General features: G+C 60.8%; 19 protein-coding genes. 12 read left to right on the top strand and 7 right to left on the bottom strand.

The annotated features are described in order from the left end of the window. Positions 1 to 887: 887 nt before the first annotated feature. Positions 888 to 2,108, top strand: a complete 1,221-nt coding sequence (locus tag JQ624_RS35060) for a vanadium-dependent haloperoxidase (protein WP_212423452.1) — start codon at positions 888 to 890, stop codon at positions 2,106 to 2,108. A gap of 4 nt (positions 2,109 to 2,112) precedes the next feature. Next, on the top strand, positions 2,113 to 3,138 hold the full coding sequence (locus JQ624_RS35055; RefSeq protein ID WP_212423451.1) for a hypothetical protein: 1,026 nt from the start codon (positions 2,113 to 2,115) through the stop codon (positions 3,136 to 3,138). A 319-nt stretch (positions 3,139 to 3,457) separates the two neighbouring features. Here the strand turns inward: JQ624_RS35055 and JQ624_RS35050 are convergent, their stop codons facing one another. After that, the gene (locus JQ624_RS35050; RefSeq protein WP_212423450.1) at positions 3,458 to 4,429 is read right to left on the bottom strand and encodes a tripartite tricarboxylate transporter substrate binding protein; all 972 of its coding nucleotides are present in this window, start codon (positions 4,427 to 4,429) and stop codon (positions 3,458 to 3,460) included. A gap of 533 nt (positions 4,430 to 4,962) precedes the next feature. On the opposite strand from JQ624_RS35050, the gene JQ624_RS35045 reads away from it, so the two are divergent. Further along, positions 4,963 to 6,273: an adenylate/guanylate cyclase domain-containing protein gene (locus JQ624_RS35045; protein ID WP_212423449.1), complete on the top strand. Its 1,311-nt coding sequence runs from the start codon at positions 4,963 to 4,965 to the stop codon at positions 6,271 to 6,273. Positions 6,274 to 6,479: 206 nt separating this feature from the next. On the opposite strand, the gene JQ624_RS38995 is transcribed toward JQ624_RS35045, so the two are convergent. Genes JQ624_RS38995 through JQ624_RS35030 form a run of 3 tightly spaced genes read right to left on the bottom strand, consistent with a single transcriptional unit; the run spans position 6,480 to position 7,529 of the window. Continuing rightward, positions 6,480 to 6,848 carry a DUF2269 family protein gene (locus tag JQ624_RS38995; RefSeq protein WP_283817002.1) on the bottom strand — a complete coding sequence of 123 codons (369 nt, stop codon included), beginning with the start codon at positions 6,846 to 6,848 and terminating at the stop codon, positions 6,480 to 6,482. Further along, entirely contained in the window at positions 6,730 to 7,155 is a 426-nt protein-coding gene (locus tag JQ624_RS39845) for a DUF2269 family protein (protein ID WP_409334414.1), read from the bottom strand. The genes JQ624_RS38995 and JQ624_RS39845 overlap by 119 nt, the downstream gene beginning before the upstream one ends. Before the next feature lie 53 nt (positions 7,156 to 7,208). Next, the gene (locus JQ624_RS35030; RefSeq protein ID WP_212423446.1) at positions 7,209 to 7,529 is read right to left on the bottom strand and encodes a cytochrome c; all 321 of its coding nucleotides are present in this window, start codon (positions 7,527 to 7,529) and stop codon (positions 7,209 to 7,211) included. A 328-nt stretch (positions 7,530 to 7,857) separates the two neighbouring features. Here JQ624_RS35030 and JQ624_RS35025 point away from each other — a divergent pair, with 328 nt between their 5' ends. Further along, positions 7,858 to 8,265, top strand: a complete 408-nt coding sequence (locus JQ624_RS35025) for an EF-hand domain-containing protein (RefSeq protein WP_212423445.1) — start codon at positions 7,858 to 7,860, stop codon at positions 8,263 to 8,265. Positions 8,266 to 8,874: 609 nt separating this feature from the next. On the opposite strand, the gene JQ624_RS35020 is transcribed toward JQ624_RS35025, so the two are convergent. Beyond that, the gene (locus JQ624_RS35020) at positions 8,875 to 9,150 is read right to left on the bottom strand and encodes a hypothetical protein (RefSeq protein WP_212423444.1); all 276 of its coding nucleotides are present in this window, start codon (positions 9,148 to 9,150) and stop codon (positions 8,875 to 8,877) included. A 353-nt stretch (positions 9,151 to 9,503) separates the two neighbouring features. On the opposite strand from JQ624_RS35020, the gene JQ624_RS35015 reads away from it, so the two are divergent. The 4 genes from JQ624_RS35015 to JQ624_RS35000 all read left to right on the top strand — a co-directional run bounded on the left by JQ624_RS35015 (position 9,504) and on the right by JQ624_RS35000 (position 13,074). Continuing rightward, entirely contained in the window at positions 9,504 to 9,929 is a 426-nt protein-coding gene (locus JQ624_RS35015) for a hypothetical protein (RefSeq protein ID WP_212423443.1), read from the top strand. A 236-nt stretch (positions 9,930 to 10,165) separates the two neighbouring features. Further along, positions 10,166 to 10,858 carry a response regulator transcription factor gene (locus JQ624_RS35010; protein WP_212423442.1) on the top strand — a complete coding sequence of 231 codons (693 nt, stop codon included), beginning with the start codon at positions 10,166 to 10,168 and terminating at the stop codon, positions 10,856 to 10,858. A 451-nt stretch (positions 10,859 to 11,309) separates the two neighbouring features. Then, entirely contained in the window at positions 11,310 to 12,326 is a 1,017-nt protein-coding gene (locus tag JQ624_RS35005; RefSeq protein WP_249130307.1) for a HAMP domain-containing sensor histidine kinase, read from the top strand. Between the two features lie 118 nt (positions 12,327 to 12,444). Beyond that, positions 12,445 to 13,074, top strand: a complete 630-nt coding sequence (locus tag JQ624_RS35000) for a L,D-transpeptidase (protein ID WP_212423441.1) — start codon at positions 12,445 to 12,447, stop codon at positions 13,072 to 13,074. Between the two features lie 114 nt (positions 13,075 to 13,188). Here JQ624_RS35000 and JQ624_RS34995 read toward each other — a convergent pair whose 3' ends face one another. Further along, a complete protein-coding gene (locus JQ624_RS34995) occupies positions 13,189 to 13,668 on the bottom strand; it encodes a Crp/Fnr family transcriptional regulator (RefSeq protein WP_212423440.1) in 480 nt (159 codons plus the stop codon). A gap of 748 nt (positions 13,669 to 14,416) precedes the next feature. Continuing rightward, positions 14,417 to 16,612, bottom strand: coding sequence for an ATP-binding protein (locus tag JQ624_RS34990; protein WP_212423439.1), 2,196 nt, complete (start codon positions 16,610 to 16,612; stop codon positions 14,417 to 14,419). A 225-nt stretch (positions 16,613 to 16,837) separates the two neighbouring features. Between JQ624_RS34990 and JQ624_RS34985 the strand changes: the two genes are divergently transcribed. The 4 genes from JQ624_RS34985 to JQ624_RS34970 form a co-directional block, all read left to right on the top strand. After that, positions 16,838 to 18,229, top strand: a complete 1,392-nt coding sequence (locus tag JQ624_RS34985) for an ABC transporter substrate-binding protein (protein WP_212423438.1) — start codon at positions 16,838 to 16,840, stop codon at positions 18,227 to 18,229. A 243-nt stretch (positions 18,230 to 18,472) separates the two neighbouring features. Continuing rightward, the gene (locus JQ624_RS34980) at positions 18,473 to 18,892 is read left to right on the top strand and encodes a CopG family transcriptional regulator (RefSeq protein ID WP_212423437.1); all 420 of its coding nucleotides are present in this window, start codon (positions 18,473 to 18,475) and stop codon (positions 18,890 to 18,892) included. Between the two features lie 5 nt (positions 18,893 to 18,897). Continuing rightward, positions 18,898 to 20,091, top strand: coding sequence for a PHB depolymerase family esterase (locus tag JQ624_RS34975; RefSeq protein WP_212423436.1), 1,194 nt, complete (start codon positions 18,898 to 18,900; stop codon positions 20,089 to 20,091). Between the two features lie 231 nt (positions 20,092 to 20,322). Further along, positions 20,323 to 21,217 (top strand): adenylate/guanylate cyclase domain-containing protein (locus tag JQ624_RS34970; RefSeq protein WP_312014548.1); only part of this gene is annotated, 895 nt, incomplete at its 3' end.

Below are 21,217 nucleotides of genomic sequence, written 5' to 3'. Positions count from 1 at the left end.
GTCGTCTGTTGCGTTTCGGTACCGCGACCGCACGATCGCGTGCACACCGCTCGACGAGGCAGCTGCCGGTCGCTCGGTTGCAGCAAGGAGAATTGTTCGCGTTTCGACAAAGCCCCTTTCAGGCGATCGCCAGTATAAACAGTGTGGGATGTCGTGCTTAACCCCAAGCGTCCTATTCACCGAACGAGTGCAGTAAGGCCCCTCAGTTGGTGGCCTCTTTCATTTCGTGGGCCGGAGAGAAGCGGCCCCAGCAGCGGGGGGCTAGGGGCTGAACTGGGGCCGCCCATTCCAACCGCCAGCTACGCGGAAACAAGCGGCCAACGGTCAGCCAAATTACCGCAACTCGGATGATCGTTGCGAACTAGTTTGGAGTACCTCAGTTGGCGGTCTGTGGATTCGCGCAAACCATGCTTGTCGCATTGCTGTTGAACCTTCGCGAAGTTCCCGTGACCCACAGTAAGGGGCTTTGGGACCACAGTAGGAGGTGCTGATGACGAGGCATCGAACGATTACTGGGTTCGTGGCTGTCGCTCTGCTCGCTGTCGCCGCAACCGCAGTCACCATGAGGTCGCACTCGCCTTGGACCGACGGCACGAGGTTGTTGAACAGCGTCGCGGTCGACGGGAACAATCTTCCGGCTGCGAGTTTTGACGACCGCTGGTCCGCGATATCAGCTTCGACGACGGACACGCCTGAGCGATAGGCTCGACGTTCGCTAAGCGCCGCAGCAATCGGCCTACTTGGCGATAATGAACCCTTGGTAGTTGGGCGACGCTTTCGCGTGACGAGGCGCGGATGCGGCTCCGCGCACGACAAGATGATTATGGAGGTACATTCACACCGCATTGGCAGTCGTTCGGAAATCCAACTTTTCGAAGGAGGCAACGATGAACGTACTGAAAGCTGCAATCGTCGGCCTGGCCCTGATTTCTGGCAATACACTGGTCCGCGCCGACGTCATCGCCGACTGGAACAACACCGCCATGGACGTGATGAAGGCGGTCAACGTGGCCGGTAATCCGTGGACGCGCAGCATGGCCCTGGTGAACGTGTCCATGTCCGACGCGGTCAACTCGGTGCAGAACCGATATTCGCGTTACATGCCGGAGCTTCCAAGTGACCCGAACGCCTCGGCCGAGGCCGCGGCCGCTGCCGCTGCCCGCGAAATTCTCATGCGCCAATATCCCGGCCAGAAGGAGCGGATTGGTGCAGCCTTCGCGGAGACGATGAAAACCATTCCGGACAACCCCGCACGGGTTGCGGGTATTGATTTAGGCGAAAAAGTCGCGGGCGCCATTTTCGCCGAACGCCAGAGCGACGCGACAAACATGCCCGACACATACCGCCCGCTCACCACGCCTGGCGTATGGGTGCCGACCACGCCGCCGCTCTTCCCTCAATATGCGACGGCAAAACCGTGGGGCATGGAAAGCGCGAGTCAGTTCCGTCCGGGTCCGCCCCCGGCCCTCAACAGTGCTCTTTACGCGCGCGATTACAATGAAACCCGGGAAATGGGCGGAGTGAAAAGCACGAAGCGGACCGACGCGCAGTCCGACGCCGTTCGGTTCTGGACACAGGCCAACCTTGGGCCCGCCTGGTTTCAGGCGGCCAGGCAGGCTTCCGCTCGTCACGGCCTCTCTGTGGCAGAAAGTGCGCGCGTGTTCGCACTGATGTCCATGGCTCTCGCCAATTGCTTCATCGTCGATTGGGACGCCAAATTCCAATACAATTTCTGGCGTCCGATCACCGCGATCCGCAACGGCGACCAGGACGGCAACGATGCCACTGAACGCGACGCCGGCTGGCAGCCTCTGAACACCACGCCGATGCATCCGGAATACCCGTCGCAGGCGGGGATCAACGCGGGTGCGGCGCGAGGCGTTCTGGAAGCTGTTTTCGGCAGCGGGACGGAAGACTTCGTCGCGACCGATACTTCCGACGCGCGCCTTTCACGCAAATTCGCCAGCTTTGCGCAGATGGACCAGGAGCACAAAGAGGTGCGCATCTGGGGCGGCATTCATTTCCGCAATTCGCTGGAGGTCGGAGAGGCGATGGGTCGCAAGATCGCCGACCATCTCGTGGCAAATTACATCAAGCCGGTGCGGTAGGCCCATGTTCGGCGCCATATCAAGGCGCCTGGTAACCGGCGGCGCGCTGCTGCTCGCCGCCTTTCTTGCCGCGGACGCTGCTGACATCGACGACGATCTGCCCGACCGTGCTGACCAGGTCGCGCAGATGGCCTCCGAGGTCGCACTCGAGTTGCAGCAAGTCTGTCCGCCTGCTTCACCCTCGGACCAGGCAGCCTTCGACCGATGCCGGCGCGGCCTGTTCGGCGACTCCGCGCTGCGGCGCAGCCTCGCGCCGAGGCTCCTCTGGGGCCGCCGGAATCATGACGCCGGGGCAGCGCTCAGGGACACCAATCTCACGCAGTTTGCGCCCGATGTACTTGCGGGCCTCTACCTCTCGCTGTTCATGTACAGCGGCGAGTACAGCACCGAGTACGTCGAGCGCGAGCGATTGTACCTGATCCGTCTGCGGGCAGGATTCCGCAACCTGTTGCCGCCCGGGCAGTTTCCGTATCCGTTCTGGCACCAAGAGACGAAGTGGGGTGTTTATCAGGCCGCGAATTCGGTTCTGCTCTGGGTCAACCCGAAAACCGCGAAGATCGTCATCGGGCAATTTACCGAACGGGGCAGCGACAGCCCTGTTGTCTCCACGCAACCGATATGGCCCAAATTCGATGGCAAGTGGATGTGGATGGACAAGGAGGGACGCATCCAGCCGAGCGTGACGCTCTTCGACGGCTTGTTCCGGCAAGACAATCCTTATCTGCCAAAACTCGACTTCACCTACAGGACGCTGGCGCTGCGGATGCGCGACGCGCAATGCGATAATTGCCACGTGCCGAACAACCCGATGCCGATGCACCGGCTGGTGCTGATGCACACACCGGCCCACGCGGCAGGCGAGATTGCCCGGTTAATGAAGGCGGTGCGCGAGGACAAGATGCCGCTCGACGATACCGGCACCGAACAGCCGCTCGAACCCGCGCTCAAACGTGCGCTGCTCGAAAGCGGCGCAGCTTTCGAAGAACTGGTGAAGGCTGCAAAAGATTGGGAAGCAGCGCACCGGGATTGAACGGCACCCGACTGATCCGGCAGCGGGAGCGAGTAGCTCTCGCCCGCCTTTGGCACTTTTCGAACGTGAACAAGCGCCTGAGGTTATGAAATCCGTGGGAATACTGCCTTCGACTTGATACGGAACCCGCCATGGCAAGCGGATTTAGCCACTTAGGGCTCAGCCGGCCCTCCGCCTAGCTATGTGACGGGGTGCGAGCGAGATCAGAACGCTCGCTTCCAGCGTGCAAGCGTAGGCGCACTTCCGCTTCCTTCCTAACACTCAATTTTCGCCTTCGATGGCCGGCCGAAATCCCAGAGTTCGGCAGCTCCGCTGCCGCTCATTCCCGTTTCATATTGGCCGCCAAAACCACCCTGCTCCATTTCTTGACCTCGTCCGAGATCAGTTTGGCGAAGTCGGCGGGCGATCCGCCAAGAGCCGCGCCGCCCAGACTGGCAAGCCGCGCCTGGAATTTCGGATCGGCGATGCTGACGTTCACCTCCTTGTTCAGTTTTTCGATGATTTCTTCCGGCGTGCGTTTTGGACCGCCAAGGCCGTACCATGAACTTGCCTCGTAACCGGGCAAGGTTTCGCCTAGAGCCGGAACGTCCGGCAATATTGGCGAGCGCGCCACCGTCGTTACCGCCAGCGCGCGGAAATTGCCGGCCCTGACATATTCGATCGATGAGAGTAGCGGGCCAAAATAGACCTGCGCTTCACCGGTGAGAAGGGCAGGAAATACCTGCGCACCCCGATAAGGCACGTGAAAGAGATCGACGCCGGCCATCGTTTTGAACATTTCGCCGGCCAAGTGGGGCGTAGATCCGGTCCCGGCTGATGCCATATTGACCTTGCCGGGATGGGCCTTCGCGTAGGCGATGAACTCCGCGACTGTCTTGGCGGGAACCGATGGGTGGACCTCCATGACCAAGGGCACACGAACGATACCTGCGATCGGCGCGATATCGCGGATGAAGTCGAAGCTAAGGTTGAACATGGTCGCATTGATCGCATTTGCTGCGGTGACCAACAACAGCGTGTAGCCGTCCGGGGATGCCCGCACGACCGCCTCAGTGGCGATGTTGCCGGTAGCGCCACTGCGGTTCTCGATGACAAATGACTGTCCAAGTCGCTCCGACAGCGATTGACCGATCAATCGCGCGATAATGTCAGGCGCTCCACCGGCGCCAAAGCCTTCGAGCAGGTGCACCGGTCGGGTCGGGTAGCTCTGCGCGCCAGCGAATTGGGATAATGCCGGAAGCGTGGCAGCGGCCGCTGCCAGATGCAGGAATTGACGGCGCGGAAGTTTCATTGCGGCCTCCCCAAACTGCTGGCATGCGGAATCCCTGCGGAGCCGCACGGGAGGCCGCACACGCAGACGTCGGTTCAATTTCGATGCACGCCTGCCGACGGCACGAGCGCTGCGGCTAAGATAAAAGGGACTTCGGCACGTCCCGCTCGGCAGCTCATAATCAGGCTATATCAGTTGCACGACCGGCGGAAGGCGTGAATTGATGTGGTCCCTCACATCGCCGTGCATGGTACGTACCAGCGGCGCTGAACAATTTCGTTCGTCAGCCAAAAAGGACGGTTTCAACAGTACCCGCCGATAGCAGACGTCGGCCCGACTTCGATCCCCTCGTCGGCCAAAGCCATGGTGATTCCGAGGAGCAGCACATCCAAATTGGCTTGTGTGATAGCTGGTTGAGAAAGCAGCCGATTACCACATGCTGAGGCTGGGCTACGCGGTTTTGGCTTCCGCGTATCGCGGCAAACTGGTAAGATTTAAATCGAACCGGGAAGTCGACGAAGCCGATCACGCCACTTTATGTGAAGTGATGTGCAATGGTTCCGAAAACCCAATACGCAAAGAGCGGTGATGTTCGCATCGCCTATCAGGTCGTCGGCGAAGGGCCGTTCGACCTCGTGTTCGTTCCTGGTTTCATTTCGAACCTCGACGTCGCTTGGGAGGAGCCCCATCGGGCGCGGGTTTGGACCCGATTGGCGGCCTTCGCCCGCCTGATCATGTTCGACAAGCGCGGCACCGGGCTTTCCGACAGAGCGGTTGGTGTGCCAACCCTGGAAGAGCGCATGGATGATGTTCGCGCGGTCATGGATGCCGTGGGCTCGCAACAGGCTGCCCTGTTCGGCATCTCCGAAGGCGGTGCGATGTCAGTCTTGTTCGCGGCCACCTACCCAGAGCGTACCCGAGCGTTGGTCCTGTACGGCACCTATGGCCACTTCAGCTCGTGGGTTGTGCCCCCGGACAAGATAGATGCCGCCCTGGATCGCATGGAAAAAAATTGGGGGACCGGCGAGAGCCTCCGGTTGTTCGCCCCCAGTGTAGCATCAGATGAGACGTTCAAGCTGTCATGGGCCCGTTTTGAACGTCTGGGTGCAAGTCCTTCCGCAGTTGTCGCGCTCATGCGAATGAACAGCGAAATCGATATTCGTCCAATCCTTCCGTCGATACGGGTGCCGACGTTCATTATTCATCGACAGGGGGACGTTCGCGTCAACGTTGAAGCCGGGCGGTTCATGGCCCGGCAAATCCCAAACGCGAAATATCTCGAACTGCCCGGCAGTGATCACACGTTGTGGACCGGCGAAACAGAACGGGTGTTGGATGCGGTTGAAGAGTTCCTGACAGGCTCGCGGTCGGCAATCGAATCTGATCGCGTGCTCGCCACCGTTCTGTTCACTGACATTGTGAACTCAACCAAGCGAGCCGAAACGATCGGAGATCGCGCATGGCACGATGTGCTTGATCGGCACAACGCGCTCGTGCGGCGGGAGATTTCGCGACATAGAGGGCATGAGGTGAGAACAATGGGAGACGGCTTCCTGGCAACCTTTGACGGGCCGGCCCGGTCAATCCGGTGCGCTCTGGCGATCAATGAAGGCGTTGAAGCTCTCGGACTGCAGGTAAGGGCCGGCCTTCATACCGGCGAGGTCGAAATGGCCGATGATGATCTGAGCGGCATCGCGGTCCACATTGCATCGCGTGTCGCGACGATGGCAAAGCCCGGGCAGGTTCTGGTGTCGAATACAGTCCGTGATCTTGTCGCAGGATCAAACATCCGGTTTCATGACGAAGGTAGTCATTCCCTGAAGGGCCTCACAGAGAGCGTCAGATTGTTCGCGGCCGAACGTTAGTGGCGCAAGGCGGATGTTCTGCAAACGAGTTTGTCGTGTTGCTTTGGAAGGAGCCTTCCATAACGTCAAACATGTATTGTGGATGTCCGTTACCGGGCACGAAACGGACATGCCGAAATGGTCGCTGAATTTCCGCTCTTTGCGGTAGAACGGACGTCCGTCAGATAAGCCGCGATGTCCGAGTGCGACCTATTGCGGACCCGGGCCTAGGCAGGTAACGCCTCCGAACCCCAAGGATAGAGCCGCGGAATGACGAGCGTCAATATCGTCGCAAGCGCAACCGCCACAATCGAACCCGTAAAAAACAGCAACCAAGTCGTCGGCTGTATTGCTCCAAGAGCTATGATGAGAAACAGCATCGGTAGATCGAGAAAGTGCGTGAATGTTGGCACACGCTCGGCCCGAGCCTTCTGGAGTTCAGGCGTCACCTCGCCGGCATTAAGCGCAGACCGCGTCTCACGGCGCAGTCGCATGAAATAGAGGCGCGTAACCGTGTTGCCCTCTATGAACTCGAGGGCGAACAGCCCAACCATTCCCGCGAGCCAAGGAAAACTGCAAGAAATTCCAACCTCCATAGAACTTCACGATCATCCAAGCGCCAGACCCCAGCAGCAGTAAAGCCCCCGGCACGACAACTCCATCATAGAAAACTGCGATATTGCGAACGGCCTCCGAAAAGGGCTTTAGCTCGTGCAGCTGCCGCGAGCGCAAGTCGGCCATCCACACGCCGATGAGCCCACCACCCATGAGAACAGCGCCGACGCGATGGAAGAATTTCAACAAACTGTATTCCACAGCGTCATTCCTCCACGCCTGTTCCGGTGAGGTGGATCCGGCTTGCCGACAGAGCGCATGCGCCGCTTGGCGAAATCCAGAGTACATCTCCGCGTCCCTCCTCCGCGCTTGGTGAGGGCCAGGCTACTCCTGCAGGCGCTCTAGTCCCGCAGGCTTAGAATATACGCCGACACGTCGCGCAGCTGCTGTGACGAGAGAATGAGATTCGGCATAGTGGGATGCGAGGCGGCGGTGAGCCAGAAGGCAAGGGCTGCTGCGGTCATCCCCGGCGTACTGGCGATCTCTTCGAAGCTCGGTGCTGCGGCGAGTGGAGACCGGGTTTGGCCCGCGCGCACCGCGTGACAGGAGGCGCAAACGTCAAGCGCAAGCCGACGCCCCTGCCGAAGGTCGCCGGTGTTCTGTGCCTGGGCTGCTGTGACGGCAAGGACACCGAACACGGCCGAAACGATCACTCTTTGCATGACAGCTGGTCCAATTTGCGAGTCTCCGCTCGACCAACAGCCCCCTGCGCGGGATTAATGATAGTCAATGATCGATCGTCTGCCCATGCCCATTTGTTCACGTTGCACGCGAGTGGAAAACGGCCAAGAGTTGCTCAGGGCGAACCTTTCGGCCCAGAACGGTCTGAATGTGTCCGTCCTGGTCCCGCCTAGCCAAGAGCCTGACGATGTCAGTAGTCGATCAGAGTGGGCGGCTGCGCTGGCCGAAAGCCGGGACCAAGGGATCGATATCGCTTGTGCGGAATTAAGAATTAATCAGACGGGGGCTGTGTTTCTGAGGAGGTTCGAGATGTGCACGCGTGTCCTGGGACTCACGATATCTGCTCTCATTCTGGCATATGGCGCTGTCGGTGCGGTTGCACAGGAGCGATTGATGCCCCAGCCAGACCAGCAACAAGCGCAATCCCATCCCATGGCCGAGGAAGGGTCTGGCACGATGGGGCAAGGAGGTATGATGGGCCGCGGGATGATGGGCCACGGCATGATGCGTGGGGGCGCGATGGGACCCCCGATTATGTTCCGCATGATGTTCGCTCTGATGGACGGCGATGGCGACGGGACAATCTCATTGACGGAGTTTCAGGTGGCTCACGAACGAATTTTCAAGGCAATGGACAGCAACAAGGATGGACGGCTTACCCAGGAGGAAATGCAAGCGTTCATGCATGGGACCATGAGATCGGCCCCGCAACAATAGGACGCTGGGTCGATTTCTTCGGCACCGCACAGGCTGCCGAATTGACGCTTGGGCTTTTCGGCAGTCGTAAGCCTTGAAGGCTCTTCCTTCCGGGGTGCATAGGAACCGGGAAATCGCTGCTCCGACACGGCACCCGCAACGGACGCTGAAGCCGCCTCCTAGCCGGCTGGATGGTTTAAGGCGGGAGTGCCGCCAATGCGCCCGCTGTTAGCCACCGGACTGAAGCAAAAACGGATCCACGGACTGAGCTAATCGGGCCGCCAATTGGGCGGTCGTCGGCGTGGACTGCTTTTCGGGGGGCAGCGAACCGACGGACTGGACCGCCAGTCCGACACCAGCGACAAAGGCAGCTATCGCAAGCGCAGCGAGATATCTCATGGCCATTGTCCTCCATCGGTCCCGCAAACTAACCGGGCACTGTCAGAAATGGTTCCGAGCGATTCCTGAATATGAGGGCCATAGCGTGTCTCATAGAGCGGGAACTACCAGAGGAACGGGATGAAGTGTAGCGCGCGCTCGCAGCGTCACGGGCTGCTTCCGCCGCTATACTCGCTCTCCCGCACGGCTGGCCAAAGCGATAACGCTGGCGGACACGGGATGGCGTCCGTTTCAAGCCCTTGGCTGCCTGACGAAGCCAAAATAGAAACAGAGCAAGAAGAGGACGAAATGGATGAGGGACCGGGCACCGCTGATGTGAGGTGTTTCGACAAAACCTGTCCCCAACAGAGGCAGCGAAACATCGGCAAGATAGAGATAGAACAAAATGCCCGATGACACGAAGAACGCGCCTGCCAGAAATTTGCGAAAGTCCCTGTTTCGCCAAGCAAAGTAGAGGCTCCCGACAGCCATAATGACAGCTGCTGCTGTGTAGAGGGCAATGATCATGCTTCCTCCTGTCGTCGCCTTTGCAGCGTGCGACCGCTTTTGGCACACCTTACGAGAGGGCAAAGCGGACCACGTGGCTGCGCTGCTCGATGTCTGAAATGACCCGCATGCCGCTCGTCCATGCGTGCGGCACGGACCGCCCGAACCTTCTGGTCCGATAACTCGGCCATCGCAAAGCCGCAGCAACGCCGCTTGAAACGGCGGAATGGTTCGTACAGCGAAGCGGCGAAACTAACTTCCGTGTCAGAAACTGTCGCATTATTCATTTGAAATCACTGGATCATTTGGGTCTGCTGGTTGTCTTCTTTTTTGTGACCGTATCGGTCGCTGCAATTCAACACGGAGGAATTGGGATGAACAACAAGCTCCTAAATTGCCTCACCGCGGCTGCGATGGCTGCGACGCTTGCGCTTGCGTCACCCGTGCTCGCGCGCGGCGGCGGTCATGGTGGCGGCCATGGTAGTGGCGGCATGCATGGGGGGATGCATGGAGGTGGAATGCATTTCGGTGGCATGGGCGGCGGCATGCGCGCTGGCGGCATGGGTTTCGCAGGCAGCCGCGTCGGTTTTGCAGGTAGCCGCTTCGCGGGTCCGCATTTTGCGCATGCAAGGTTTGCGCATCACGGCCGGTTCTTCCATCACCGCCACCATCGCTTTGCGTTCATTGGTGTGCCCTACGCCTACGCCGCCTACGACAGCTGCTGGCGCAGGAAGTGGACGCCATACGGACTGCGATGGGTCAATATCTGTGGCGACTACGGCTACTACGGTTACTACTGAAGCGTATCGCGATTGAGGCAATGTCGCTGCCCTATTGATCTGGTGAGTACCGGGTCCCAGCGTGTCCGTGCCGTCCGTGCGCAAGGATCCGGACATCGTGATGGTCGCCACCGGCGCATGTTCCCGAAAAAGGGAGCCGGTCCCCGTGGGTGGCGACCGTCACCTTGTTCACGTAACCTTCAGATTACATAAGCGAGTTTCCGGCGTGTCGGGCAGGCGTTCGGAGACGGAAGACCATGACGGGAGGTCACCGGCGCATTCTGGTCGTCGAGGACGACCCGGAAACCGCCGGTCAGCTTGTGGAGTCGCTCACGAGCAACGGTTACAAGGTGGATTTGGCCACCAACGGCAGCGACGCGCTGAGCCGCGGCGCCGCCGGCGACTATGCCGTCATCACGATCGACCGCATGCTGCCGGACATCGACGGCATCGCAGTCATGCGTCAGTTGCGCGACGACGGCATCGCCGCACCTGTCCTGATCGTCAGTGCACTCGGAGAAGTCGACGATCGGGTGCGTGGCTTGCGGGCCGGCGGCGATGACTATCTGGTCAAGCCTTTTTCGTTCGTCGAACTCCTGGCGCGCGTCGAAGCGCTTGGCCGACGCAGTGACACCATCGTCAAGGAGACTATCTTGCGTGTCGGCGACCTCGCGCTCGACCTGGTGTCGCGGACCGCCAGCCGGCGCGGCAAGGACATTCTTCTTTTTCCGCGGGAGTTCCAGCTTCTTGAGTATCTGGTTCGCAACGAAGGCCGCGTCGTATCCCGGGCAATGTTGCTGCAACACGTCTGGGACCTTCATTTCGATCCCTCCACAAATATCATCGACGTCTATGTCGGGCGCGTGCGTCGCAAGGTCGACGGCCAGCAGGCCTATCCGCTGATCCATACGGTTCGCGGTGTCGGGTACTCTCTCCGTGCTCCTGGCTAAAACCCTAACGTCATCGACTTTCAAGCAGGCGCTGATCGCGATCGGGACGTTCGGCATGATTGTGTCGGCGCTTTTCGGCTATGTCTACCTGTCCACTTCCTCCTATGTGCGCAGCCGCTCGGATCGTGGCATCATGACGGAATATTCGAGCCTGCAGGGCGCGTACGAACGGTCGGGGCGCGATGGGCTGATCGACCAGATTCAACAACGTATCGCCGACAGCAATTTTGCAAACAACGTGTATATGTTGGCCGATCCCTCATTGGCCGCGCTGGCCGGCAATCTCAGGGAATGGCCACCGACAATCACCGCAGCCAACGGATGGATAGAGTTTCGCGCCAGAGCGTTTTCAAGCGAAGTGGAAACCGGTTCGCGTCAAGAAAACGCGACAAATCAAGAATCTGGAGCCCCGTTTCGATTCCATCGAAACGGAAAAGGCTCTAGCGAGGCGTTGCCCAACGCGGCAAACCGACCGCTGCTGCGGGCGATGCTGCAAACATTTCCCAGCGGCGACCGTCTGCTGGTGGGAAGGGATATCAGCGACCTCGACAGCTTCGCTGACCAGATCAAGATGGCCGTGATCTCGGCCGCCGCATTGTTGTTTGTGATTGCGGGGGTCGCGAGCATCCTCGTGACGCGCCGGACAGTGGGGCGGATTGAATCGATCAACGCCACCAGCCGGGCCATCATGCAGAGCGGCCTGGATCAGCGCATCCCGCTCCGCGGCACCCATGACGAATGGGATCGCGTTGCGGAGAACCTTAACCTGATGCTGGACCGCATCGAAACTCTAATGGGAGAGGTCAGGCAGGTGAGCGACAATGTCGCGCACGACCTCCGGACGCCGCTGACGCGCATGCGCGGACGGCTGGAGAAGGCCTATCACGGTCAGCGCATCGGCGAGGACGACCAAGCGCTGATCGGCGACACGATCGCCGACCTCGATGCCGTATTGCGGATTTTCTCGTCGCTCACGCGGATTGCGCAAATCGAGACCGAGGCACGAAGGGGCGCGTTCCGCACCGTGAATCTGGTGGAAATCGCCGGCGAAGTTGTGGAGCTGTACGATGCCGCGGCCGAACAGGAGGGCACCCGTCTCACCGTCGTCGGCGATCGCGAGGTGCTAGTGACCGGCGATCGCGACCTGATCTTCGATGCCATCGCCAATCTCGTGGACAATGCGATCAAGCATGGCCGCGCCGGAGGGCAAGTCGTGGTCGCGAACGAAAACATCGATGGCAAGCCGGTCATCTCGATCGCCGATGACGGGCCCGGAATTCCCGCCCACGAATACGAGCAGGTTTTCAAACGCTTTTACCGACTCGAACACAGCCGCTACACGCCGGGAAACGGTCTGGGGCTCAGCCTGGTCGCTGCCGTCGCCCATCTTCACGGCGCGCGGATCGAAATGCTTGATAACTCGCCGGGTCTCAAGCTCAAACTCTGGTTTTCCGCGCCAGTCCGTTAGCCGCGCTCAGCCCCTCGGGCGACTTCGTTATCGCGGGGGTTGCTTGCCAATGTCGCCTTGATTTCTGCACTATTTGAGCAGCAAATGGACCGATGTAGCGCTTTTTGGAGGACTGGCAGTGCCGAGGTCCGGGTTCGCGTTGCTGTTGGTGGGGTTGCTCGGTTCCGTGCTCGGCGGCTGCATGCAAGCGACGCTTGCGCCGTCATCGAATGCCAGTTTGACCCCAAGGGACCAGCAATTGCTCGCCCACCCGCCGTATGCGCAGGCGAGCATTCCGGAGACTTTTCGCCGGCATATTGTCGACTACACGCGCAAGGAGCAGCCGGGCACGATCCTGGTCGATACCAACGCGCGTTATCTCTATTACGTCCTGCCGGGAGGCAAGGCGATCCGCTACGGCGTGACGGTAGGAGAGGAAGCACTGGCCTGGTCCGGCGTCGCCACGGTTGGCCGCATGGCCGAATGGCCGGATTGGATCCCGACGGCGGAGATCCAGGCCCGGCTCGGCCCCTATCCGAAGCGCGTTGCCGGAGGTCCGGCCAATCCGCTGGGCGCGCGGGCGCTCTATCTTTACGAGGGCAACAAGGACACCCTGTACCGCATCCACGGCACCAACCAGCCGGAATATATCGGTCAGGCGATCTCGTCCGGCTGCATCCGCATGACCAACGAAGACATCATCGATCTGGTGAACCGGGTGAAGCTGGGCGCGATCGTCGTCGTCCTCCCGCCGGGCCGGAGTGCGTAGCGCGTTACGCAAGCTTGAGGCTCCGCGAAGCTCGTGGCCTCCAGCCTTAACGAAGCCCCCCGGCATGAAGTCCGGCAAAGCCGTCTCGACCCGTATGAGGTACGCGAATCTGCGTCATTGACCAGCGTGATGCATCTGCAGCTCGGCAATGCGCTTGTCGGCGCGACGGAGCCGCCGACAAAGCTCGCGGTTGATATTCTGCATCACCATCACATATGCATGGATGTCGGCCTTGTAGCACGTGTAGAGTTTTCGGGCCGTGAGCTCGTACAGCACGGTTGGGCTCTCCGCGACGACGGTGGCCGATCGGTTCTGCATTTCGATGAGCGTCATTTCGCCGAAAAAATCACCGGGCTCGAGACCCGCCATGCGAATGACGCGCCCGGAATCCCCCAGCTTGCTCACCACCAGCTCGCCGGAGTGAACAATGAACATTGAGCGCCCCGGTTCTCCTTCCGCTACGACAGTGGCACCGGCGTCGAAGCGGCGCTCGACCAGCATTGAGACCAAGAGATCGAGGCTTGAGTCTGAGAGGCCACCGAAGAAAGGGGTGGCGACCAAGAACGCTTTCAGATCGGGGGAACTGACAGCCATTCACCTAACATACTCCCACCGCCGGCCGCGGCAAGCGGCCAAGCCGACGGGCGCATCCAGGAAGTATTTGTGCGAGGTGAGGACATCGGCCGACGATCGGAATGTACGGGTTCACGCCCTGGATCGTGACTGACCTGCGCTCCCATTTCCACCACCCGACAGCTAACGGGCCGGACGCATTTATTCTCCTGCAGCCGCTGTTTTCAGGCGAGAAATTCCTTTGCCGAGGGCGAGGCTCCGAGCCGCCAAGCACAACGAAAAACCCCGGCATGAAGCCGGGGCTCGTAAAGCCACGGCGTACATCCGGCCATGACGATCAGGTCCCATTTGGCATGCAGTTCTTGAAGAAAGTGTGACGTTTGTTTCTCGAGTCCATCGGGCAGCTTTACTGACCGACACTCTCGCCGTCTGAAGGCAACTGTGTCGTCGGGCGCCGTTTCATCAGCGCGTCCTGCCGTTCCGATGCAGCCAGAGAAGCCCGATGGCAAGCTGCCGCAAGTCATTGCGGGCCGCACCGACAGGCAACCTTCTTGCCCGGCGCAGTGCGTCGGCAGCTTGCTTTTCCAATGCTGACAGCTCGCATTCCACCTGCTGTTCCCGATCAGGTCCCGCTTTGCCGGAGCTATCTATCGCATTTCACGCGTAAGCTTTGTGAAGAGGCTCACCAGCGGCTCAGGCCTGCACAGCATCGGGGCGCCTGGAGCATGGAGCAGGAACGGATCTCGTTTTGCTTTCGCAACCTGCCATCTCACGCGGCTGAATTGGGCCGGACGTGCTTGGCTGGAATGCTCTCGTCCCGTTCCTGCGGCAGGGTAAATTGAAAGACGGCGCCCCCACCTTCATTCGCGCTCGCCCACATCCGTCCCCCGTGCGCCTCGACCATCGACCGGCAGATCGCGAGGCCCATGCCCATGCCCTTGGGCTTCGTCGTGTAGAAGGCCTGGAAAACGCGCTCCACATCCGCCGGGTCCAGGCCCGGCCCGGAATCCCGAACCGTGACGCGTACGCCGCCGGCGGCCTCCTTCTCGGTGCTGATCCATAGCTCGCGCGTCGCGTCGTCGAGGTCGCCCATGGCTTCGATGGCGTTGAGGATCAGGTTCAGGATGACCTGCTGCAGCTGAGTGCGATCGCCTTGCACCATAGGCAAACCCGGCGCGAGCCTGGTCTGCAGCGAGATGCCATGCTTGAGCGCTTCGCTTCGGGTCAGCACCAGCATTTCGAGGATGGCTTCGTTGAGGTCGAACCAATCCTTGCGCGACGGAACCTTCTGGATGAGCGCCCGGATGCCGCTGATGACGTTGCCGGCGCGCTTACCGTCCTCGACGATACGGTCGAGGGAGGCGCGAACCTCGTCGAGATCGGGCGGTTGAGCGCGCAGCCAGCGCAGGGCCGCCTGGGCGTTGGTAACCGTCGCGGCGATCGGCTGGTTGACCTCATGGGCGATCGAGGCCGAAAGTTGCCCCATCGCGGTGACGCGATTGGCGTGCGCGAGTTCAGCCTGCATGGCGCGCAAGGCTTCCTCGGCCCGCCTGCGTTCGGTGATGTGCCGTCCGACGCCGCGGTAGCCGACGAAGCGCCCCGTCTGGTCAAACACCGGCAGCCCGGAGACGGACACGTAACGCTTGCTGCCGTCCGGCGCAGGCCGCGCGAGCTCAAAATCACGGAACGGCAGGTGGGCATCGAGCGTCTCCCGGTGCTTTTGCCAGGCCTCTTCATCAGGCTCCAGGTAAGGCACTTCCCAACGTGTCTTGCCGATCTCGGAGCCCGTTGCCGGCGCGTCGGCAAGGCTCTCCGCAAACTCCTGGTGAATAAAGCGATGTTGCGCATCGGTCTCCCAGTACACATCGAAGGAGAACTGCACGAGGGTACGAAATCTCTCCTCGCTCTGCCGCAGCGCCTCTTCCGCCCGCCTGCGCTCGGTCAAATCGAGGACAAAGCCAACACCTTGACTTGTACCTTCCTCGAACATCGCCCCGGCGATCAGCACCGGCACGCGGCTTCCGTCTTTCCGCAAGTACTCCTTCTCGAATGGTTGGGCAGTCCCGGTCCGCCTAAGCTCTGCCACTATGCGCGCGTCGCGGTCGCGCCATTCCGGCGGCGTCAGCATTGTCCGGTGCAGGCGACCTGCGGTGAGATCCTCCCGGTCGTATCCCACCATGCGAAGAAACGCGTCATTGGCCTCAAGAATGCGCCCCTCGACTTCCCAGATAATGATCCCGACGATATTGGCGTCGACCAGGCGGCGGATCTTCTTGTCGCGCGCCAGGAGATCGCTGTGGAGCGCAACGTTCTCCGCGATCGCCTTGCGCCGCCTTCTCGCTTCGAGCCGTGCAAGTAGCAACGCCGCTCCCGCCAGGACTGCGACAATGACGACAGCCGCGGCGATCAGCCAGGCTTTGCGTTGTTCGAGTGCCTCGGCGCGCTTCTCCTGATCCACGAGCAGGAAGCGCTCGTGGTCCACCATCTGGTCGATCTGCGATCTTATCTCGTCCAGGCTGCGGATCATCGCCAGCGCTGCCGGCCCGGAGCTGGTTTGGGCAGTTTTGACGATGTCATCGATCTCGCGCAGCTTTGCCACGACGGTCAGCGCCAGATGTCCGGCACGATGGTTCTGCAATGGATCCCCCACTACCAGAGCCTGCAGCGCCTGCGCATCCCGCCGCACGCTTTCGTCGGAGACGCCGTAGGCCTTGAGATAGGAGGGATCGAGAGTCAGCAGATAGCCGCGCCTTTGGGCCTCCACGTCGGCGATGATCGATTTCAGCCGATCCAGCGTCTCGAGCACCTGGCGGCTGCGCTCGTGCGCAAGATTTACCGCTTGTCGCTCCTGCCAATACCGGAAGCCGAGAAACCCGGTCCCGGCGACCACCGCTAGAAGCACTGCGATCACCAGCGCCAGCAGACGCGCAAACCGCCGAGAGGACGGGCTCAGAGTGACTGACATGGACCCAGGTCTTCCCAAGTCTTCGATGCCCGCGTGAGCGATTGTTTTCTGATGCCGACGCCGAGCATTGCTAGTATAATGAAAATATAGCCACAGTCCGCGTGGATGAGACGGGAACCGGCACGCTCTACCGCGCAGATTACACGCAAGGGGCAAGAACGTCACGGGTAGGCCCCGCCCGCGTGGTGCGAAGGCCAAGGCCGATCCGCCGGCAGGAGCAACCACATGGCTCCAGATGAAAAGTTGCGGAGTGAAAATTCGCCGGTCCGTCCGGGGTCGGCCAGCCGGCGCCGCTTCGTCAAGGGATTAGGCGCAGCGGGGGTGGCCTTGCCGGCCCTCGCCATGCTGCCGCGATGGGGTTTCGCAGAGGATGTCGCTGCGATCTATGCCAACGCTGCGATAGATTGGAAACAATTTGCGGGGCAGACGATCACGCTCGCGGGCGCGATCCATCCCTGGTCGAACGCGATCATTCCGCTGTTGTGGGATTTCACCAAGCTCACCGGTATCAGCGTCGTTACCGACTTCCGATTGGAGACCACCTTCCTTGGCGCGCTGGCGATCCAGCTCAACCGCGGCGGCAACACACCCGACGTCTTCATGTACACGACCTATGGCCAGGGCATCTCGGCAGGATGGCTCGAGCCGCTGAACGCCTATTATTCCGACAAATCGCTGACCGATCCCCGCTGGTACGACGAGAGCGACCTTCTTAAGACCGCCCGCGCCTTTCCGTTGTGGCGGGACGGCGAACGCTACGCCATCCCGATCACGTCCGAGGCGGTGACCTTGTTCATCAACGGCGATGCACTGGCGGCCAGGAATCTGCCGGTTCCCCAGACTTTCGATGAGCTGCTCGCCACCGCCAACGCAATCAAGACCAATGAGATGTCCGGGATCGCCATGCGGGCCCAAGCCAGCGGCAATTCGTCCGTGCCGGCCATGAGCTTCGTGTTCTCCTATGGCGGGGCCATGGTCAGCGACAACAAGGCCGTGTTCGCGAGCCCCGAGGCAATCGCGGCCATCGAGATGTACGGTCAGCTACTCAGCCAGGCCGGATCGCGCGGCGTGAGCGGCTATGAATGGTACCACGTGCTGGACGACTTCCTTCAGCGCAAGACGGCGATGGCGATCGACAGCAGCAACTTCGCTACCGACATCTCGAATCCGGCAAAAAGCCTCGTTGCGCGGCAGGCCGTGTTTGCCGCCTTTCCACATGTCCCCGGTCGCGCGTCCGTGCCCTTCATGTCGCACTGGCAGGCGTGCATCAATTCCAGGTCACGAAACAAGCGGGCGGCTTTCCTGTTTCTGCTGTGGGCGACAAGCAAACCGACCTCGATGCGGACCGCCGCAGCGGGGCTGGCGACGACACGCGTGTCGGCCTGGTCGAGCGAGAGCTTCAAGAAGGCGTTCGGCGCACAAGCCGCGGAGGCGGCGCTGACCAATTTGCAGAACGCCGATGTTGACCGCGCCAAGGCGATCCTTTTTCATCCGCTCTCGAGACCCATCCTGGACGCCTTCATGATCGGCGTGAATGAAGTGGTCTCCGGAGCGAGACCAGCCAGGATTGCGATGACCAACGCCGCCGAGAAGGCCAATGCGGCGATCCGCGGATAGCAGAGCCGCTCCCGCCCCTGCCCGGGGTCGCGGCTGCCGCAGCAGCAGCGCCGTGACTTGCTCCTCCCTTGGAAGCAGTCGCGTCCCAACGAATGTCTGATCAGCGGACATCAGTTTTTCGCTGGAAAACGCTCTCACCGCGATGCCAGGAATAAAACCCGCTTTCCGGCGATGTCCCCCTTGAACGCATGCCGGCAACATCCATATACCATCCATATAGATGGCGACTGGATGGTGAGAGCTATGGCGAATAATGTCCGGGAACTTCGACCCAGGCTGCCCGAAACAGAAAAAATCACGATCAACCTTGGTTATGTCGACCTTGGTCACGTCGATCTCATGGTTCAGGAAGGCTTTTATTCGAACCGTACCGATTTCATCCGGACGGCGATCCGGAACCAGCTCGAACGTCACGCCGACGTCGTCAAGCAGTCAACGGCCCGAAAGAGTCTGGACCTCGGCCTGCGTAACTACAGCCGCGAGGATCTCGAAGCGGTGCAGCGCGCCGGCGAGATGCTGCACATCAATGTTCTGGGCCTTGCCAGCATCTCCCAAGACGTCACGCCCGAGCTTGCTCGCGCCACCATTGCCTCAGTTTCCGTGCTGGGCGCATTGCATGCCAGTCCGGCGGTCAAGGCCGCCCTCGCCGACAAGACACGGTGAAGGCGATGCTGAACCAGGACATTATTCGGGAAGCGACACGCCTCACGCGCGCGGGCCAACTCGTTGAGGCCACCGCGCTGCTTCAGCGCATGCTTCGCGGTGAACGCGCGCCAGACGCGCCATCGCGTACCAGCGGTCGCATCGGTCTTCCAGGACCGCTCATCATTGACGCGAAGGCGAATGCTGTTGAGGAGACGGATAATCCTCCGCAATTAGAGCCAGCCACCACCGCACAACCACGCCTGCTTCGCGCGTTACCGGATCGCAAAGGGCGGCGCTCCGGAATCGGACTGCGAGGCGTGATGAAGCGCGCCCCGCTGTCCACACCGGACATCGTGCCGGAAGGCGCCCGGTTCATCGAAGGCACGTACAGCAGTCCCGCGGGAAGCCGTGCCTACAGGCTCTTCATCCCGAGCCGCTATCGGCAGCAACCGCTTCCCTTGGTCGTCATGCTTCACGGCTGTACCCAGTCACCGGATGATTTCGCCGCCGGCACGAGGATGAACTTTATCGCGGAGGAGCGGAATTGCTTCGTGGTCTATCCGGCTCAGCCCAGCCGGGCAAACCAGGCGAAATGCTGGAACTGGTTTCGCACAGCCGACCAGCAGCGAGGCAAAGGCGAACCCTCGCTGATCGCCGGCATCACTCGACAAATCATGCACGACTATTCAGTTGATCCGAAGCGCGTCTACGTTGGCGGGCTGTCGGCCGGAGCGGCCGCCGCAGCCATCATGGGAGCAACATACGACGATCTGTACGCGGCCATCGGCATCCATTCCGGTCTCGCGTGCGGGGCTGCCACCGACCTCCCCTCTGCGCTTGTTGCGATGCGACAGGGCGGGTCCGATCCCAGGGCAATATCGGGTGACCGGCCAACCGTCCCGACCATTGTTTTTCACGGCGATCGCGACACGACCGTTCATCCAAACAACGGCGGTCAAATTCTCGAGCAGTCCTTGGGAACGATGAGCAAACAAAAGAAGGTGCATCGCGGGCAGGTACCCGGAGGGCATGCCTATACAAGAACGATCCTGAGCGACGCGGGCGGACGCGGCATGTTGGAGCACTGGAATATCCACGGCGCCGGACACGCATGGTCCGGAGGCAGCCCTGCGGGCTCCTACACCGATCCGCGAGGACCGGACGCTACAAGGGAAATGCTGCGTTTTTTCCTCGAGCATTCGCTCCCGGAGCCGTAACGCCGTCTCGGTCGGCGGCCGATCTCGCGATGTAGCGCATTGGCACTTTTCGGGCCCATCCCGTCCAATTCACGTGTCCGTTCTTGGGGGGTAAAGCGGATCCAAGGGTTGCGCGCGCCGACCTCCGAAAATGTGACCCAGCTCGGACGTAGGCATAGCCGGACATCGGCTCACAATTGTGCTATATGAGCGGTCAATGTCCCCGAGCCCCGGGGGTGCATCTTGACCAACGTGCATGTAGACCGGCGACTGGCGGCTATTCTGGCGGCGGATGTCGTGGGCTCTTGCCGCTTGATAGGGATCGACGAAGAAGGCACCCTGGCGCAACTGAAAGCTCTTAGAAAGACGCTGTTTGAGCCCAAAATCACTGAGCATCACGGACGTGTCGTCAAGAATACCGGGGACGGCGCCCTCGTTGAGTTCGGCAGCGTCGTGGATGCCATACGCTGCGCCGTCGAGGTTCAGCACGGCATGGCTGAACAAAATATCGACGTACCGCAGGACAAGCGGATCGAATTTCGCATCGGCATTCACGTCGGTGATATTATCATCGAAGACGATGACTTCTTTGGTGATGGGGTCAATATTGCAGTGCGTCTCGAAGGGATCGCAGAACCGGGTGGTGTTAGCATTTCCGACGATGCTCACCGGCAAATCCGTGGCAAGGTGGACATCACCTTTGAGGATTTGGGTTCGCAATCTTTGAAGAATATCGCCGAACCGATGCGGGTCTGGCGCGCGCGCATCGGAAACCCTTCGCCGGCAATGCTCATAAAACCGCCGAGCCACACTGCGCTGCCGCTCGCTCTCCCCGACAAACCCTCCATCGCTGTACTGCCGTTCGAGAATATGAGCGACTGCGCCGAGGATATCTATTTTGCCGACGGCATCGCGGAGGATATCATCACCGAGCTGTCGCGCTACCCGGACCTATTCGTCGCGGCGCGCAATTCCTCGTTCACCTATCGGGGAAGGGCCGTGCTGATCGCGGACGTGGCGAGGGAACTCGGCGTGCGTTACGTCGTGGAAGGAAGTGTGCGACGCGGTGACAGCCGCGTTCGAATTACAGCGCAGCTGATCGACGCTCTCAGCGGCAAGCACCTTTGGGCGCAGCGCTATGACCGCG

Origin of the sequence: Bradyrhizobium sp. AUGA SZCCT0283 (genome assembly GCF_018130385.1) — a bacterium.
Taxonomy (GTDB): domain Bacteria; phylum Pseudomonadota; class Alphaproteobacteria; order Rhizobiales; family Xanthobacteraceae; genus Bradyrhizobium.
Note: the sequence above shows the minus strand (reverse complement) of the source record. Positions and strands in the feature narration are given on the sequence as shown.

What these genes read in the sequence shown, in the direction of transcription:
- JQ624_RS35060 (WP_212423452.1), top strand. Translation starts at nt 888, where the DNA reads ATGAACGTACTGAAAGCTGCAATCGTCGGCCTGGCCCTGATTTCTGGC.
- JQ624_RS34975 (WP_212423436.1), top strand. Translation starts at nt 18,898, where the DNA reads ATGCTGAACCAGGACATTATTCGGGAAGCGACACGCCTCACGCGCGCG.
- JQ624_RS39845 (WP_409334414.1), bottom strand. Translation starts at nt 7,155, where the DNA reads ATGTACTCTGGATTTCGCCAAGCGGCGCATGCGCTCTGTCGGCAAGCC.
- JQ624_RS35010 (WP_212423442.1), top strand. Translation starts at nt 10,166, where the DNA reads ATGACGGGAGGTCACCGGCGCATTCTGGTCGTCGAGGACGACCCGGAA.
- JQ624_RS35045 (WP_212423449.1), top strand. Translation starts at nt 4,963, where the DNA reads ATGGTTCCGAAAACCCAATACGCAAAGAGCGGTGATGTTCGCATCGCC.
- JQ624_RS38995 (WP_283817002.1), bottom strand. Translation starts at nt 6,848, where the DNA reads ATGGAGGTTGGAATTTCTTGCAGTTTTCCTTGGCTCGCGGGAATGGTT.
- JQ624_RS34990 (WP_212423439.1), bottom strand. Translation starts at nt 16,612, where the DNA reads ATGTCAGTCACTCTGAGCCCGTCCTCTCGGCGGTTTGCGCGTCTGCTG.
- JQ624_RS34995 (WP_212423440.1), bottom strand. Translation starts at nt 13,668, where the DNA reads ATGGCTGTCAGTTCCCCCGATCTGAAAGCGTTCTTGGTCGCCACCCCT.
- JQ624_RS35020 (WP_212423444.1), bottom strand. Translation starts at nt 9,150, where the DNA reads ATGATCATTGCCCTCTACACAGCAGCAGCTGTCATTATGGCTGTCGGG.
- JQ624_RS35015 (WP_212423443.1), top strand. Translation starts at nt 9,504, where the DNA reads ATGAACAACAAGCTCCTAAATTGCCTCACCGCGGCTGCGATGGCTGCG.
- JQ624_RS35030 (WP_212423446.1), bottom strand. Translation starts at nt 7,529, where the DNA reads ATGCAAAGAGTGATCGTTTCGGCCGTGTTCGGTGTCCTTGCCGTCACA.
- JQ624_RS34980 (WP_212423437.1), top strand. Translation starts at nt 18,473, where the DNA reads ATGGCGAATAATGTCCGGGAACTTCGACCCAGGCTGCCCGAAACAGAA.
- JQ624_RS35050 (WP_212423450.1), bottom strand. Translation starts at nt 4,429, where the DNA reads ATGAAACTTCCGCGCCGTCAATTCCTGCATCTGGCAGCGGCCGCTGCC.
- JQ624_RS35025 (WP_212423445.1), top strand. Translation starts at nt 7,858, where the DNA reads ATGTGCACGCGTGTCCTGGGACTCACGATATCTGCTCTCATTCTGGCA.
- JQ624_RS35055 (WP_212423451.1), top strand. Translation starts at nt 2,113, where the DNA reads ATGTTCGGCGCCATATCAAGGCGCCTGGTAACCGGCGGCGCGCTGCTG.
- JQ624_RS34985 (WP_212423438.1), top strand. Translation starts at nt 16,838, where the DNA reads ATGGCTCCAGATGAAAAGTTGCGGAGTGAAAATTCGCCGGTCCGTCCG.